Source organism: Paenibacillus sp. FSL R10-2199 (assembly GCF_038000235.1).
Classification (GTDB): Bacteria; Bacillota; Bacilli; order Paenibacillales; family Paenibacillaceae; genus Paenibacillus_AQ; species Paenibacillus_AQ phytohabitans.
In genome coordinates, this window is record NZ_JBBOBO010000001.1 from 3844981 (window position 1) to 3860651 (window position 15671).

Here is a 15671-nt window from a genome sequence, read left to right on the forward strand (position 1 = left end):
TATACGGGGATGATGAAAGGTCAGCGGACTTAAGTCCAGCTGGTCTTTTTTTTTTTTTTTTTTGAGAAATCCTGCACAGAATACAACATTCCGCCCGTTATATCGACCGTAACCGGAAATTGTTGTATGAAATGCAGCATTCTGCCCCCTCCAAGCCGATTACCGAGAGGATTCTTGTATTTCCTACAACAATTCGTCCGCACACCCCAGTATCAGTGAATCGAAGTTGTAATATCTGCAACATTTTTGCATATTATCCTCTGTTAATTTGTTTTCGGTAAAATGTGTACATATTCGTTTGCGCCACAGTTCGCACATTCACCTCCCGGGTGTCCCCGGATACTGAAACCGTGAGGTGTGAGCGCGCGTATATATTTCATTCAAACTGCAAGGCCCGAGGTTACACTATGCTCAGAATGTAGAGGGAGGATGTAAGGGAATGAGTGCTCACGAAATTGACTATGCGATTATGGGTGAGGAAATTCAGTGTGTGGAGGTGCAGCTTGACCCGGGGGAGAGCGTGATCGCCGAAGCGGGCAGCTTCATGATGATGGACCCGGAGATTACGATGGAGACGATCTTTGGTGACGGCAGCGGCAACTCGCGGGGCGGAGGCGGACTGATGGGCATGCTGAAGGGTGCAGGCAAACGGCTGCTGACCGGGGAAAGCCTGTTCATGACCGTCTTCACGCACAGCGGGGCATATGGACGGAAAAGCGTAACCTTTGCCGCTCCGTACCCGGGCAAGATTATTCCGCTGGATCTTCAGCAATACGGCGGCAAAATCATCTGCCAGAAGGATTCCTTCCTCTGCGCAGCCAAAGGCGTGTCGATCGGCATTGAATTCCAGCGCAGGCTGGGGGCGGGTTTCTTCGGCGGTGAAGGCTTCATCATGCAAAAGCTCGAAGGAGACGGACTCTCCTTCGTTCACTCCGGAGGTCATGTGCTGGAGCGGACGCTGCAGCCTGGAGAGACTATCAAGCTCGACACCGGCTGTCTCGTCGCCATGACATCCTCTGTCGATTATAATATCGAGATGGTCAAAGGTGTGAAGACTGCGCTCTTCGGCGGCGAAGGCCTGTTCTTCGCCACCCTGCGCGGACCGGGCAAGGTGTGGGTGCAGTCGCTGCCGTTCAGCCGGATGGCTGACCGTATTCTGTCGGCCGCCGGACCTTCCGGGCGCAAGGAAGAGGGCAGCATCCTCGGCGGGTTGGGCAATCTGCTGGACGGCAAGTAAATGGAGCGGCGATGAAATAAGCCGGCAATCCAAATTCAACCGTAACAATTTGCCGCCTCGCAGGGTTCCGCGGAACGCAGCAGCAGCTTCACGGGATTCCCTGGTAAGTGCAACAGCCGCCTCGCCGGATTCCCCGGGAGGCGGCTGTTTGGTCTGTGGAGGGAAGCGGACTGAGAGGCCGCTATTTCCCGGAAAGGCTTTCTTTTGCGGATGAAACGGACTGAAATTCCGTTATCCTGTGAATTTCAGCTCAAAAGGAGGGATAACAGGACCCATAACGGAATCTGAGTCCGCTTGCCCTGTGAAATCACCCGTTTTGCACAAATAACGGAATCTCAGTCCTCCCCACATGCTGATGAGTGAGTTATGAAGAACCCACCGGCCTCTGCTGGAGCAAATGCGCGCATACTGAGCTCAGCCTCGCCTCTGGAGCTCCATCCAGCCTCGCCTTCGAAGCAACTTTGTTTCTCAAACGCACGCTATACCCGCTAATTCTTCACCGCAGACAGCAGCAGGAACATCGGACGCCGGGTTTCCTCCTGCCAGGCAGCATTGTTCTCCAGCATATCCGCAGTCGGCTGCAGCTCGGAGATCCGGGTCAGGGTGAAGCCGGAACCGATCAGCGTATTAATGTAGGTAGCAACATTACGGTGGTACTTCGTGACTGCATGATCAAGGAACTTGGCCTGCCTCGGCCCTTCGAGATGATAATTGTCAACAGGCCAATGCTGCTTCCCGCCTTCAGGACCGTAATGCCAATCCTGCGCGGCGAGCGCGGTGAAGATGGGATGCTCGACCGAGAACACGAAGGCTCCGCCAGGCTTCAGGCAATAGTAGACCTGGCGGCAGAGGCTGGCGAAATCCTCTACATAGTGAATGGCAAGTGAACTGATGACTGTATCGAATTCATCCGCACCGAAAGCGGCATCTTCAATTGCCAGCTGGAGGTATTCAATCTTCGGATCGCGGGTCATTGCCCTGGCCCGCTCCAGCATATTCGCAGAAAGATCGATGCCCACTACAGATACGGCCCCTTGCTCACGGGCATACCGGCAGTGCCAGCCGAAGCCGCAGCCCAGATCCAGTACCCGCTGACCCTGCAGGTCAGGCAGCAGCGTGCGGAAAGTCCCCCATTCTCCGGCGGACTCAAGTCCGCCTGTGGAGCGCGGCATCCGGCTGTAATTTTCAAAAAAGCTGGCCTCATCATATTTGTTTTGCTTCATACGGTGTACCTCCGTAACGGTCGTTAAGCCCGTTGTTTTTTCGAAACAGGAATTGCACTGGCATTCACCGCTTCCCGGAAAGTATACCGCAGATTTGACTGGAACGCAGGTACTGTATATATTATGGGGCAAACCCCTTAGACTACCTAAGGCGGCAACCGGAGGGCTATGATGTTCAAAATATTTATCATTGAGGATGACAAGGGACTGGTAACCCTGCTCCAGGACTACTTACATAAGTTTGGATACGAAACACGGGCGGTGCATGATTTTGAAGCGGTACGGACCGAGTTCGAGGCGTTCGCCCCGCAGCTGGTGCTGCTGGATGTGAACCTGCCCAAATTCGACGGATATTATTGGTGCCGCCAGATCCGTGCGGTCTCAACCTGTCCCATTCTGTTCATCTCCGCACGCGACGGGAAGATGGATCAGGTCATGGCGCTGGAGAATGGCGCGGATGATTATATTACGAAACCCTTTGATTACGAGATTGCGATGGCCAAAATCAAAAGCCACCTGCGCCGCGCTTATGGCTCCTATGCCGGGGGCGGCACGGAACGCAGCCTCACTGTCTCGGGACTGATGCTGGATGTAGAACGGCTGATCCTGACGCGGGGCGGGGCCAGAATCGACCTGAGCCACACCGAGGCCAAGATTCTCGATGAGCTGATGCAGAAATCCGGTACCCTCGTTACACGTGACCGGCTGCTGGAGAAGATTTGGGATACCGAAGCTTTTGTGGATGACAACACGCTGAACGTCTACGTAACCCGGGTACGCAAGAAGCTGGCTGCGCTGGACATTATGGAGGGGCTGCAGACGGTGCGCGGTCAAGGGTACAGGCTCACCGGGAATTGGGAGGAGGGGTAACATGAAGCTGTTCATGCGGGAACAATCGCCTTTGATCATAGTCTATCTGGCCCAGCTTATGATGATTACACTTGTCTACCGTCTGGACGGGGGAAGCGGAGTCACGGTGAGCCTGTACGCGGCGCTGCTCAGTACAATTCTGCTGCTGGGTTATCTTGCCTACCGGTATCTCGCAAACCGTACGTTCTATGAGCGGCTTATGACGGTGCCGGTATCGCTCGAGGAATCCGGCGGGCCGGCGCAGAACACGCCTTTAGCCGGGAGTCTGCGTATGCTGCTGGCCCAGCAGTTCCGGCTATACCAGAACGACCTGCACAACTACCGCCACAAGCTGGAGGAGCATATTCACTTCATCAACCAATGGGTGCATGGCATGAAGACGCCGCTTTCGGTGATTCATCTGATGATACAGGATAAAGACGGGCCTCCGTTCACGGCCATCGGCGATGAGCTGGACCGTCTGAAGAAAGGTCTGGAAACGGTGCTCTACAGCGCCCGGCTGGATACCTTTGAGCATGATTTCTATGTCGAGCGGCTGGAGCTCTCGGCCGTGGTGCGGAGCGTGACCTCGGAACAGAAACGGCTGTTCATCCGTAAGCGGGTGTTTCCGGTGATTTCTGTGGAGAGCGGGATTTCGATTACCTCAGACGAGAAATGGCTGTCCTTCGTCATAACCCAGCTGATAACCAATGCCCTGCGCTATACAGTGGAGGAGGGGAAGTTTGTGCATTTCCACGGGTATTTAGAGGAGCAGGGCAGGGCTGTGCTGGAGGTGCGCGATGAAGGCGTGGGCATCCCTCCGGGTGACCTGCCGCGGGTATTCGATCCTTATTTTACCGGCGTCAACGGGCGCAGCTTTCAGGAATCCACCGGCATGGGGCTGTATCTGGTGAAGCAGATCTGCGGCAAGCTGGAGCATGAGGTGGAGATTACCTCGGAGGTGGGCAAGGGGACGGCAGTGCGGATTATATTTTGATACAAGCGGGAGGCAGTTCGGCTCTACCTGCTGCCGGCCCGGTAGCGGATAATCAGGAGGACGACCGTTGATACGACCGCCAGCGACAGGGTATTGGTAATCAGAAAAGCGAGCCCGACCCCCTGAGCGGCCAGGTTAACCGCATAGGCTTCCATAAGGGCGATGCCCAGCAGCATCAGCAGGTAGGACTTCAGGCTAAGGTCTGCGACAGACCGGGTCTTGATGATTTGCAGAATTTGTGGAATCCAGCCCACAGAGAGAATGATACCGCCAATCAGCTGCATAACCGTGAACAACATGCGTACACCCCGCTATTCTTCGTTTAGTACGTTGTATGCTCAGGGGGCATATCAGGTTCGGTGCATATCAAAAACCCGCCGCCCCTGTAAGGGACGGCGGGTTCACCCGGCAGGCGCTCTGCCCGGGTCTATTGCTGTTTCAGCTGCACAAGCTGTTCCAGCAGCTGCTGTATATCGGCTACAGGAAAGGCTTCCTGCAGCACTTCATTTACGGTCACCTGCGCACGGTCCACCTTATTCTGACCGATGTCAGTCAAAGAGGTATAGATGCTTCTGCGGTCATCATCACAAACCTTGCGCTGCAGCGCGCCGCAGCCTTTGGCTTCGAACCGGCTGACCAGCCGGGATACGGCGCTCTGGCTCAGCCCGACCATGGACTCAAGCTGCTGGAGCTTCAGCTTCTTCTCGGGTGCCTCGGACAGAAACAGCAGTACGTAGAACTCCTTGAGCGATAACTGATAGTTCTCCACCAGCTTTGCTTCAAGTGCAGCGGCAACATTCATTTGTATATGAGAGAGTGACAACCAACTGGTTATCAGGTCATTTGCAGGGGTGTTCTTCATGTCTTCAATCCTCCCGGTGCATGCCATTCATGAATATAAATTTCACTTTAGTATATCATCTGGAAGAAGAGAAGGACACCGCAGGGAATGCTCAATTATTTGGCGGTGCGGGGAAACCCGAACTCATACTGCTTGGGAACGCCCGCTTCTTTACCGAGCACTACACCAGCTTCCAGCGTCCAGTAAGGATTTCTCAGCATGCCCCGTCCAACCGCTACGAGATCAGCCTCTTCATTGCCGATGACCGCATTGGCGAGTACCGCTTCATCCAGCCGGCCGACGGCAATCACCGGCACATTCAGCTCCTGCTTGATAGCTCTGGCCAGCGGCACCTGATAGGCAGCATGTGTGCCCGGTCTGCCGGCTGCAGCAATCGGGCCTTCACCGCCTGCACTGATGTGGAAGATATCCGCTCCGGCTTCCTTATAAGCTTTGCTGATTTCCAGGCTCTCGTTGAGCCCGTAGCCGCCCTCAACGTATTCCTGCGCGGAAATGCGCATGATCAGCGGCATACCCTCAGGCATTACGCTCTTCGCGGCAGCAATTACTTCCCGGCCGAACAGCGTCCGGTCCTGTCCGTACTCATCCGTTCTCTGGTTGGTCAGCGGTGAGTGGAACTGGTGAATCAGATAGCCGTGGGCACCATGCAGTTCAATAACATCGAAGCCGGCCTGGACTGCCCGCTGCACACCCAGCTTGAATTTGCCTACCATAGCTTTCACTTCTTCCGTAGTCAAGGCATGCGGAGTAGTGGACTTATCGTCAAAAGGAATAGCGGAAGAGGAGACAGGAAGCACGGCATCCTCGGCCTTGCGTCCGGCATGGGCGACCTGAATCCCCACTTTTGCACCGTAGGCATGGCTGGCCTCTACGATCCGGGCCAGGGCAGGGATCTGTTCATCGGACCAGAGTCCCAGATCATAGTCGGTGATACGGCCATCTGGATCAACATCAGCCATCTCTACAATAATCAGTCCGGCACCGCCGACTGCACGGCTCACATAATGGTTATAATGCCAATCTGTAGCGATTCCATCTTTATTGGTGACCGAATACTGGCACATGGGCGGCATAACTACCCGGTTCTTCAGCTTCAGGCTCTTAATCTCATAGGGGGTGAACAGATCCTTCATTATTCGTCGCGCTCCTTCGTTCAATCTGGAATTGGCATGCGGCAGGGGGGGATTATGTGACAAATCGGCTCTCCACAAAAATACATGCATGCTCATGCATTTAAATATAAGGCCTTATCTCTGCACTGTCAACTGTCAACTACAACTGTGCTTACAATACTGTAAGGTAGCTGTAAGTTTCAGAAATAGCAGCATTAGTTTACAGTTTGTATAATGTAAGCAATCCAGGTGAAAGAGGAGCGGTAGCCCTTGCCCCTATTAGACGTACACAATCTATCCAAAATATATGAAGGCAAGGTATCCATTCACGCGCTGAACCATATCCGGTTCGCCGTAGAGAAGGGGGAATTCGTCGGAATTATGGGCCCGTCCGGCAGCGGCAAAACCACGCTGCTCAATGTCATCGCGACGATTGATGAACCCACCTCAGGCCAGGTAATGATCAGCGGCAGGGACCCGAATCTGCTGGCCCGCAAAGAGAAGGCACTGTTCCGCCGCAAGGAGCTGGGCTTTGTGTTCCAGCACTTCAATCTTCTTGACACACTTACGGTGGAAGAGAATGTAGTACTGCCGCTGACGCTAAGCGGGAGTTCCGTTGCGGAAATGGAAAAGCGGCTGGCTGAAGTAGCTTCCAGGCTGGATATTGCCGGGCTGCTGCACAAACGCACCTATGAAATCTCCGGAGGCCAGATGCAGCGTGTAGCGATTGCCCGGGCGATGATCCACCGCCCTTCGCTGATTCTGGCGGATGAACCCACCGGCAGTCTGGATTCCAAGGCGTCGGAAGAAGTGATGGGGCTGCTGGCTGAAGTGAATGAAGCCGAAGGAGCGACAGTGCTGATGGTTACGCATGACGCGGTGGCAGCGAGCTTTTGCCACCGGGTGATTTTTATCAAAGACGGCCGCTTCTACAGCGAGATATACCGGGGCAGCAGCAGAGCCGCCTTCTTCCAGAATATCATCGACATGCTGTCACTGCTGGGAGGAGCCGGCCATGACCTTTCGGCAATTCGCCTATAGGAATGTAACCCGGAGCAAGCGCAAGTATGCTGCCTACTTTGTCAGCAGTGCTTTTTCGGTGATGATTTTCTTCCTGTGCGCTTTGTTTATCTTCCATCCGGTAATTTCAGGAGCTCTCATCCTGGATACTGCGGCTAAGACAATGATGATGGCAGAAGGGATCATCTATGTTTTCTGCTCGCTGTTTGTCCTGGTATCCGTCGGCTCCTTCCTGCAGTCCCGCAAGCTGGAGTTCGGTATCCTGCTGATGCATGGCATGACCAAGCAGCAGCTCAACAAGATGGTCTTTCTGGAAAATATGCTGATCGGCGGCTCGGCGATCTTCACCGGCACACTGCTCGGGATGCTGCTCGGTAAGCTGTTCCTGATGATAGGCTCCGCCTTTCTCGGCATTCCCCCGCTGGATTTCCATCTAAGCTGGCAGGCACCGGTGCTGACTATTATCAGCTTTGTGCTGCTGTTCGTCCTGATCTCGCTGTGCACCTTCTTTTTTATCGGCAATGAGACGCCGCGGGGAATGTTCCAAGGCGGACGCAGAGGAGATGCGGAGCCGCACGTTCACCGCTGGCAGGCGCTGCTCTCCGCACTGCTGCTGCTGGGCGGTTATGTGCTGGCAGTGCTGACTACAGCCACCACGGTGGAGGTGATGATGTTCCCGGTAGTGGCTATCACGGTTGTGGGTACCTACCTGTTCTATACACAGCTGAGTCTATACGTGGTGGAACAGCTGAGAAGATTCCGGCGCTTCTATTGGCAGCGGATGCGGATTATCACCTTCTCGGGTTTATCCTACCGCTGGAAAGATAACGGGCGGATGTTCTTCATGGTGACCATTGTCTCGGCGGTATCCTTCACTTCGGTGGGTGTTTTCGCGTCGATCCATACCCTGTCACGGGAGCTGAAGCTGGATTATCCCGCAGCCGTAGGCTACGTCGCCAAAGGCAGAGCGGCCAGTTCCACGGCAGTGCAGGATTTGGACGGCATCGAGTCGGAGCTGAAGCAGTTGGGACTAACGTATGATACCTTGTCGATCCCGGTGAAATATGCCGATGTGGCCGCGCAGAGCGGACCGGACCATACTGAACGGTTACCGCTCATGGCTTACAGTGACTACAGGCTGGCTCTCCAATATGCCGGCTTCGATTCCTCTGAACCTCCGCTTGAAGGACACGACGGTCTGGTGATGATCGGCTCCCAGCGGGACCGCAGCCTGATCAGTGAGCGTGTCAAAGCCACTTATACGCTGGAGCAGGGAACAGATATCCGGGAAGTTGGCTACACACAGCATGTACCGGTTGCCGAATATCTGCTGCCGGAGCTGGACGGGCGGGGCGGAGGAGATTTCAGCGGCCTGGTGGTCAGCGACAGTCTCTATAACACCATCGTTCCGGTCCAGCAGGACATGTACTACGGCTTTTACATGGAGGATTTCCCCCGGACGGTAGGCATTGCTTCAAGTCTTGCGGACGGCGGCAAGGTCGCCTATGAGCAGAAGGCAAATTACGCTGTCGTGGTCAGCGGAACACTATTTGAGATTCAGCGGACGCTGTACAGTACGATGCTGTTTGCTTCCCTCCTGGTGGGGACCGTCTTCTTCATCGCGGCAGGAAGCTTCCTGTATTTCCGGCTGTACATGGATCTGGAGCATGACCGTTTCCAGTATTCTGCGTTGTCCAAAATGGGCTTCACCGATCAGGAGCTGGACCGCAGCGTCACCCAGCAGCTGGCCCTGATGTTCTTCGTTCCGGTGCTGCTGGCCATATTGCACAGCGTCTTTGCTTTCATTGCCCTGCAGCGCCTGTTCTATCTGTCGATTGCGGCCGAGACAGGGGCAGTGCTGGCCGGATATCTGGCAGCCCAGGGAATCTATTTCTTTTTTATCCGCAGCCGTTATTTACGCAATCTCAAGAAAAATCTGCTCTAAACAGGAGGCCCGCATATGCAAACATGGATTACGGATTTTATGGAGCAGTTCGGATACTTCGGCATCTTTCTGATGCTGGCGCTGGAGAATGTTTTTCCGCCCATTCCCTCAGAGGTCATTCTCCCCTTCGGCGGATTCATGACCACTACGACTGACATGACGATTCCCGGCGTGCTGATCGCTTCAACCGCCGGTTCACTGCTGGGTGCAGTGATTCTGTACTGGATCGGACGGATGCTGGATGTGGACAGACTGGAGCGGATCGTAGACCGCTGGGGCGGCCTGCTGCGGATCAGCGGGAAGGATATCCGCAAGGCGGACGCCTGGTTTGACAAATACGGCTACTGGACCGTGCTTTTCTGCCGGATGATTCCGCTCGTACGCAGTCTGATCTCCATTCCCGCAGGGATGTCCGGGATGAAATTCGGCGTGTTCATGCTGTTTACAACGATCGGAACATTAGGCTGGAATGTGCTGCTGGTGCTGCTGGGGGCCGCGCTTGGAGAGTCGTGGGAGGATATTGCCGGTATTATCGGCACCTATTCCAGTGTAGTATATGCCATCATTGCTGCAGGACTTTTGTTGCTCGGATTCCTGTATTACCGTAAAAGACTGAATGCCGGCAAGGTCCGGGGATAATTTTTCAACATTCAAAGGAGGATAACCATGGAGCTGCTGACCATTGTCAAAGCAATCATACTGGGAATTGTAGAAGGACTGACTGAATTTGCTCCGGTATCCTCAACCGGTCATATGATCATTGTGGATGATATGTGGCTTAAATCTCAGGAATTTCTGGGAAAATATACGGCGAACACGTTCAAGGTTGTTATTCAGCTGGGCTCCATCCTTGCTGTAGTGATCATTTTCCGTAACCGGTTCATCGATCTGCTCGGGCTGAAGAAATTCAGCCGCAAGGAGCTGACGGTGGTGCCTGAGGGGCAGCCGCAGGCGCCTGCCGAAGGCCGTCTGAAGTTAGCCCAGGTAATCGTAGGTCTGATTCCCGCCGGAATTTTCGGTTTTCTGTTCGAGGATTACATTGATGAGCATTTATTTTCCACTTCTACAGTGCTGATCGGACTGGTCGTTGGTGCCATATTTATGATCTGCGCCGACCGGTTTGCACCCAAAACCATCAAAACAGAGAGTGTTGACCAGATTACATATAGGCAGGCGCTATCGGTCGGACTGATCCAGTGTGTCTCCCTGTGGCCGGGGTTCTCACGGTCCGGCTCGACGATTTCCGGCGGCGTGCTGCTGGGGATGAGCCACCGCGCGGCTGCCGATTTCACCTTCATTATGGCTGTGCCGATTATGGCCGGAGCGAGCCTGATTTCGCTGCTGAAGAATTGGCAGTACTTCACGCTGGATGCCCTGCCGTTCTTCATCGCCGGCTTTATCAGCGCCTTCCTGTTCGCGCTGTTGTCGATGCGTTTCTTCCTGAAGCTGATTAACAGAATCAAGCTGCTGCCCTTCGCCATCTACCGGATTATTCTCGCCGGTGTAGTCTACCTGATCTGGTTCTGAGCCGTCTGCACGGTTGCCACAGCCGCACCTCCTTCATTGGAGCGTGCGGCTTTAATTATGTTCGGGGTCCCCGGGAAGTAAATGAGTGACCCCCGAAGCTATAGCCCAGCTTTGTGGGGGGATTTGCTTTTGTTATAAGGAATCTGTATAGCCAAACTCCCCGGAATCTGTTGCGGACCGCAGAAAATGTGAAGTAAGATGGCAGCAGATTAAGGATGCAGCACCTAACTTAACCCAAGAGGAGCGGACATAAATGAGCAAAGGAATTAAGACAAGCAGCCTCGGCTATCCGAGAATCGGCAAGAACCGCGAATGGAAAAAGACATTGGAGGCTTACTGGGCCGGGAAAATAGATGAGCAGAATTTCCGCGCACAGATGGAAGAAATTCAGCTCCAGCATTTGCAGACCCAGCAGCAGGCCGGCATCGAGCTGATTCCGGTGGGCGACTTCACCTTCTATGATCATGTGCTGGATACCGCAGCGATGTTCGGCATTGTACCGGCGCGCTACGGTTATCAGGGCGGAGAGATTCCGCTCGACCTGTACTTTGCCATGGCCCGCGGCAATGCGGGAGCTACGGCCTGCGAGATGACCAAATGGTTCAATACGAATTACCATTACATCGTGCCTGAGATTGGCAGCATTACACCTGTCCTGACAGAGAATAAGCCGCTGGCTGCCTACCGGTTCGCCAAAGAACGGGCAGGCATTGAAGGCAAGCCTGTTATAGTAGGGCTCTATACCTTCCTCAAGCTGTCTAAGGGATTCCCGGCTGCCGAAATAGCCGCAGTTGCTGCCCGCTTCCTGCCGGTATACGTACAGCTGCTGCAGGAGCTGCAGCAGGAAGGCGTGGCCTGGGTACAGATCGACGAGCCGGCAATTGTAACGGGCTTAACGGCAGAGGATATCGCGTTGCTTAAGACTATCTACGGGGAGATCGCCGCTTCAGTACCGGGCCTTAATGTTATTCTGCAGACCTATTTCGAAGCTGCCGAGCCGCTGGAGGCATTGCTGGAATTGCCAGTGCATGGCCTGGGCCTGGATTTCGTCCATGACGGAGGCAAGAACCTGGAGTCCATTGCCCGCCTGGGCTGGCCTCAGGATAAGACCCTGGCTGCCGGAATTATCGACGGACGCAATATCTGGCGTTCGGATATAGATGCCAAGCTGGAGCTGGTTGCTGAACTGCAGAAATATGTGCCACAAGAGCAGCTGATTCTCCAGCCCGCCTCGAGCCTGCTGCATGTGCCGGTTACAGTCGAAGGGGAAGACAAGCTGAAATCTGCGGTCAAGAATGCATTAGCCTTCGCCAATGAAAAGCTTGCGGAGCTGGTTCTTATTGCTGCAGCTGCAGACGGGGGCACTGAACGTTATGCAGAGGAGCTGGCCGCAACCCGTGAAGTGCTTGCTGTATTCCGTGCCCTCCCGGAACGCGGGCGTGAGGATGTAGCTGAGCAGGTACGCTCGTTGGAGAAGCTGCCGGACAACCGCAGTCTTCCTTTTGCTGAGCGGGTGAAGGTTCAGCAGGAGAAGTGGCGTCTGCCGCTGCTGCCTACAACCACCATCGGCAGCTTCCCGCAGACGGCTGAGGTCCGCCAGGCCCGGCTGAAGTGGCGCAAGGGGGTATGGACCCAGGAGCGTTATGACGGGTTCATCAAGCGTCAAATCGCTGAGGCTATCACCCTTCAGGAGGAGCTCGGGCTGGATGTGCTGGTACATGGTGAGTTCGAGCGGACGGATATGGTCGAATTCTTCGGAGAGAAGCTGGCCGGTTATCTCTTCACCGGGGGCGGCTGGGTTCAATCATATGGCTCACGCTGCGTGAAGCCGCCCGTTATCTATGCCGATGTTGCTTTTATCGAGCCGATGACCGTCAAAGAAAGCCTGTATGCCCAGTCGCTGACGAAGCTGCCGGTCAAGGGGATGCTGACGGGTCCGGTCACGATCCTGAACTGGTCCTTTGTCCGCGATGATCTCAGCCGTGAAGCCGTTGCAGGGCAAATCGCACTTGCGCTGCGCCATGAGGTGACAGCCCTGGAGGAGGCGGGCATTGAGATGATCCAGGTCGATGAACCGGCCATCCGCGAAGGCTTGCCGCTGAAGGCGGGAGATCATGAGCATTACCTGAATTGGGCCGTGAAATCGTTCCGGATCGCGACGAACCATGTCAAGGATACGACCCAGGTGCATACGCATATGTGCTACAGCGAATTCAACGACATGATTGGTTCGATCTCGGCGATGGACGCGGATGTTATCTCAATTGAGACCTCCCGCAGCCACGGGGAGCTGATCGTCAGCTTCGAGGAGCAGGAATATGACAAGGGCATCGGACTCGGAGTGTATGATATCCACAGTCCGCGGGTTCCAGTTGTAGAGGAGATGACTTCAGCTATCGAGCGGGCGCTCCGCGCTCTGGATGTGCAGCAGTTCTGGATTAATCCGGACTGCGGATTGAAGACTCGCGGATGGGAAGAGACCACAGCCGCACTGCGTAATATGGTGAAGGCGGCGGTCCTTGTACGGGAGAAGAGCGGGGCAGTCAGCCGGTAAACGTTTCTGCTAATCTGTGGTAGCTGCCTGACATAAATAAATCACTATATTCAGGGTAAGCCACTCTGGTTATAGTGATTTATTTTCATTTTTTTGCAAGAAACACTTGATAATAATTATCATTCTTGATAAAATGAAAAAAGAAAAGAAGGAACCGTGGAGGGTCCCTTCGATATTCTTCAGACCTTATTTGCTTTCAAAGGTTTTGCAATCTGTTTCTTCAGAATGAGTAGGTTCTTTGGAGCTGTGGTAAGCAACGAAGATGGACTCAGCGTTGCATTTGTTTTCTTCAGCCCAGTAAGTACAGGAGTTAACTGCACACAATACGTCTTTTGCCATGAGGGTTCACCTCCTCTTATAGTAGTTGGCATCATAAATCAGTTAGCAATTGAATAGATCTGTCCGGCAAGGTGGAGCTTGTCCGAACAGCACCTTACCCTTATTCCTTGAGAATGGAGGGTATTTGGTGCTTTTTGTCTTTTACAGACACTACAATTGTAACAAATAAAGAGCTATTACGCAAACGGGATCATTCAGCTGCTGAGTGTCCTGTTTGGCATTTTTACCGATATGGGAAAAAACACAAAAAAAGGCTGCTATCCTCCTAATTGTCTGCAACCTTCCAGCTTTTGGAACGTCAAAGGGTATAAGCGCGGAAGAGATCTATAGATAAAACGGCCTTTCGCCATTACACTATTGGAGGAATGAACATGCGAAAATGGGGTCTGCATTCTTTGTTGTGTTTAATTGTGTTGGCAGTGGTTCTGGCAGGTTGCGGGGCAGGCAATAACAATGCCAATTCGGCGGCAGATACAGCGGATAATGCGCTGACCGCTGAGTCCGCGGCGGCAGTGGAAGACGGCTCAGCTGCCAGTGTGCCGGCAGCGAAGGAAATGACCGAAAATTTCAACTCCACCACCGCGGTGGCTGTGAATGATCAGAATGCGGTGCAAGGCGGAGGTGCGAATCCTGCGGTCCCTAATCCGGGGGCAGAGCAGGCGGCAGACGCTTCAGCCGGGTTCACGGGAACTGATGTGGTGGCAGGTCTGAACAAAAAGCTGATCTATAAGGCTAACCTCAACATGGAGGTAGCTGATTACGGGGCGGCACAGACCGAAGTACGGAATATGATCACACTGGCAGGCGGTTACATTATTGAATTTTCAGAGAATATGTCTGAATATGAACAGGGCGGAACCTTCATCCTCAAGGTACCGGCGTCGGGCTTCTCTTCTTTTCTGAACAATCTGGAGAAGGTCAAACATGAGAAGCTGCAGAGAAGTATTCAGGGGCAGGATGTCTCGGAAGAGTACGTGGATCTGGAGTCACGCCTCAAGGCTAAGCAGATGATGGAGACGCAATATATCGATTTCATGAAAAAAGCGACCAAACCGGCAGATCTCGTGCAGTTTGCCAACCAGCTGGGTGCAATCCAGGAGCAAATCGAACAGATCAAGGGCAGAATGCGTTATATTGACCAGAACGTATCCTTCTCGACCGTGGAGCTTCGCCTTTACCAGACAGAGGAGAGCATCGCCGTCACCCAAGTGAAAAAACAAGGACCGCTGGGTGAACGTGCTTCGGAGGCGCTGCAGGGCAGCATGAAGGCATTATCTGTAATGTTCCAGTGGCTTGTAGTTGTGCTGGCGGCTGCACTTCCGGTGCTGATCGTGGCTGCAGTGGTTGTGGCGGTTGTGATCTGGTTCCGCAGAATCTTTAAGCGCCGGGAGCGGGAGCACTTCGAACAGATACGCCAGGGCAACCGTGAACAGAACCGGGAACTGCTGGACCGTGACGTTGAGGCGCCTATCGCACCAGCTGAAATAGAGAATGATACTGAGAAAGATAATAAATAAGCAGTTGAATGGTCAGGTTCAGAGTTTGAAGTGATTAAGGGGGAAGCGGAGTGGGCTTTACTTACCGCACAGATATTCCGGACATGGATGAGTATTACAGCTTATATCAATCCACCGGCTGGAATGCAGATAGGCTCTGGACGAAGGAACATATGCACATGGCGCTGAAGAATAGCTGGCATATTCTCACGGTGTATGAGGATGACCGCCTGGTGGCCTCCGGCCGGATCGTTTCCGATGGTGTAATCCAGTGTTATGTGTGCGATATGATTGTGCTTCCGGCTTATCAGAAGCAGGGGCTGGGACGCGCAGTTATGGATCAGCTGATCAGTCATTGCCGCAGCCGGGGGATCCGCTGGATTCAGTTGTCATCCGCCCAGGGGAAATCGGGCTTCTACAGTCAGTTCGGATTTCTGGAACGGCCTGCCGGGGCACCGGGGATGAGTTTGTTTTTATAAGGGCTATAACACTCATGTGAAAAGCCTCCAA

At 53.9% G+C, this 15671-nt stretch carries 15 protein-coding genes; 10 read left to right on the forward strand and 5 right to left on the reverse strand.

What is annotated here, in order from left to right; genetic code table 11:
* Nucleotides 1–439 precede the first annotated feature (439 nt).
* Entirely contained in the window at nt 440–1237 is a 798-nt protein-coding gene (locus NYE33_RS16400) for a TIGR00266 family protein (protein WP_039295387.1), read from the forward strand.
* Nucleotides 1238–1725: 488 nt separating this feature from the next.
* Here the strand turns inward: NYE33_RS16400 and NYE33_RS16405 are convergent, their stop codons facing one another.
* Nucleotides 1726–2460 (reverse strand): class I SAM-dependent methyltransferase, encoded by a 735-nt coding sequence (locus tag NYE33_RS16405; RefSeq protein WP_341066688.1) that lies wholly within the window; start codon nt 2458–2460, stop codon nt 1726–1728.
* Nucleotides 2461–2631: 171 nt separating this feature from the next.
* Here NYE33_RS16405 and NYE33_RS16410 point away from each other — a divergent pair, with 171 nt between their 5' ends.
* Both NYE33_RS16410 and NYE33_RS16415 read left to right on the forward strand, forming a co-directional pair.
* Nucleotides 2632–3330, forward strand: a complete 699-nt coding sequence (locus NYE33_RS16410) for a response regulator transcription factor (protein WP_039295391.1) — start codon at nt 2632–2634, stop codon at nt 3328–3330.
* Between the two features lies 1 nt (nt 3331).
* Nucleotides 3332–4306, forward strand: coding sequence for a sensor histidine kinase (locus NYE33_RS16415; RefSeq protein ID WP_076245682.1), 975 nt, complete (start codon nt 3332–3334; stop codon nt 4304–4306).
* 23 nt (nt 4307–4329) lie between these two features.
* Here the strand turns inward: NYE33_RS16415 and NYE33_RS16420 are convergent, their stop codons facing one another.
* The 3 genes from NYE33_RS16420 to NYE33_RS16430 form a co-directional block, all read right to left on the reverse strand.
* Nucleotides 4330–4605, reverse strand: coding sequence for a PQ-loop domain-containing transporter (locus tag NYE33_RS16420; protein WP_039295394.1), 276 nt, complete (start codon nt 4603–4605; stop codon nt 4330–4332).
* A 128-nt stretch (nt 4606–4733) separates the two neighbouring features.
* Nucleotides 4734–5168, reverse strand: coding sequence for a MarR family winged helix-turn-helix transcriptional regulator (locus tag NYE33_RS16425; RefSeq protein WP_340840354.1), 435 nt, complete (start codon nt 5166–5168; stop codon nt 4734–4736).
* A gap of 95 nt (nt 5169–5263) precedes the next feature.
* Nucleotides 5264–6301: an NADH:flavin oxidoreductase/NADH oxidase gene (locus tag NYE33_RS16430; protein ID WP_336102312.1), complete on the reverse strand. Its 1038-nt coding sequence runs from the start codon at nt 6299–6301 to the stop codon at nt 5264–5266.
* Between the two features lie 249 nt (nt 6302–6550).
* On the opposite strand from NYE33_RS16430, the gene NYE33_RS16435 reads away from it, so the two are divergent.
* From NYE33_RS16435 to metE, 5 genes are all read left to right on the forward strand, one after another.
* The gene (locus NYE33_RS16435) at nt 6551–7321 is read left to right on the forward strand and encodes an ABC transporter ATP-binding protein (RefSeq protein WP_042138784.1); all 771 of its coding nucleotides are present in this window, start codon (nt 6551–6553) and stop codon (nt 7319–7321) included.
* Entirely contained in the window at nt 7296–9245 is a 1950-nt protein-coding gene (locus NYE33_RS16440; protein WP_076245677.1) for an FtsX-like permease family protein, read from the forward strand. The genes NYE33_RS16435 and NYE33_RS16440 overlap by 26 nt, the downstream gene beginning before the upstream one ends.
* A 15-nt stretch (nt 9246–9260) precedes the next feature.
* Nucleotides 9261–9884, forward strand: coding sequence for a DedA family protein (locus NYE33_RS16445; RefSeq protein ID WP_039295402.1), 624 nt, complete (start codon nt 9261–9263; stop codon nt 9882–9884).
* A gap of 27 nt (nt 9885–9911) precedes the next feature.
* Nucleotides 9912–10772: an undecaprenyl-diphosphate phosphatase gene (locus tag NYE33_RS16450; protein WP_042138782.1), complete on the forward strand. Its 861-nt coding sequence runs from the start codon at nt 9912–9914 to the stop codon at nt 10770–10772.
* A 253-nt stretch (nt 10773–11025) separates the two neighbouring features.
* Nucleotides 11026–13326, forward strand: coding sequence for a 5-methyltetrahydropteroyltriglutamate--homocysteine S-methyltransferase (metE, locus tag NYE33_RS16455; protein WP_341066692.1), 2301 nt, complete (start codon nt 11026–11028; stop codon nt 13324–13326).
* Nucleotides 13327–13512: 186 nt separating this feature from the next.
* Here metE and NYE33_RS16460 read toward each other — a convergent pair whose 3' ends face one another.
* Nucleotides 13513–13665, reverse strand: a complete 153-nt coding sequence (locus NYE33_RS16460) for a DUF1540 domain-containing protein (RefSeq protein WP_076245672.1) — start codon at nt 13663–13665, stop codon at nt 13513–13515.
* A 371-nt stretch (nt 13666–14036) separates the two neighbouring features.
* On the opposite strand from NYE33_RS16460, the gene NYE33_RS16465 reads away from it, so the two are divergent.
* On the forward strand, nt 14037–15182 hold the full coding sequence (locus tag NYE33_RS16465) for a DUF4349 domain-containing protein (RefSeq protein WP_076245670.1): 1146 nt from the start codon (nt 14037–14039) through the stop codon (nt 15180–15182).
* A gap of 50 nt (nt 15183–15232) precedes the next feature.
* Nucleotides 15233–15640: a GNAT family N-acetyltransferase gene (locus NYE33_RS16470; protein WP_042138780.1), complete on the forward strand. Its 408-nt coding sequence runs from the start codon at nt 15233–15235 to the stop codon at nt 15638–15640.
* Nucleotides 15641–15671: the final 31 nt, after the last annotated feature.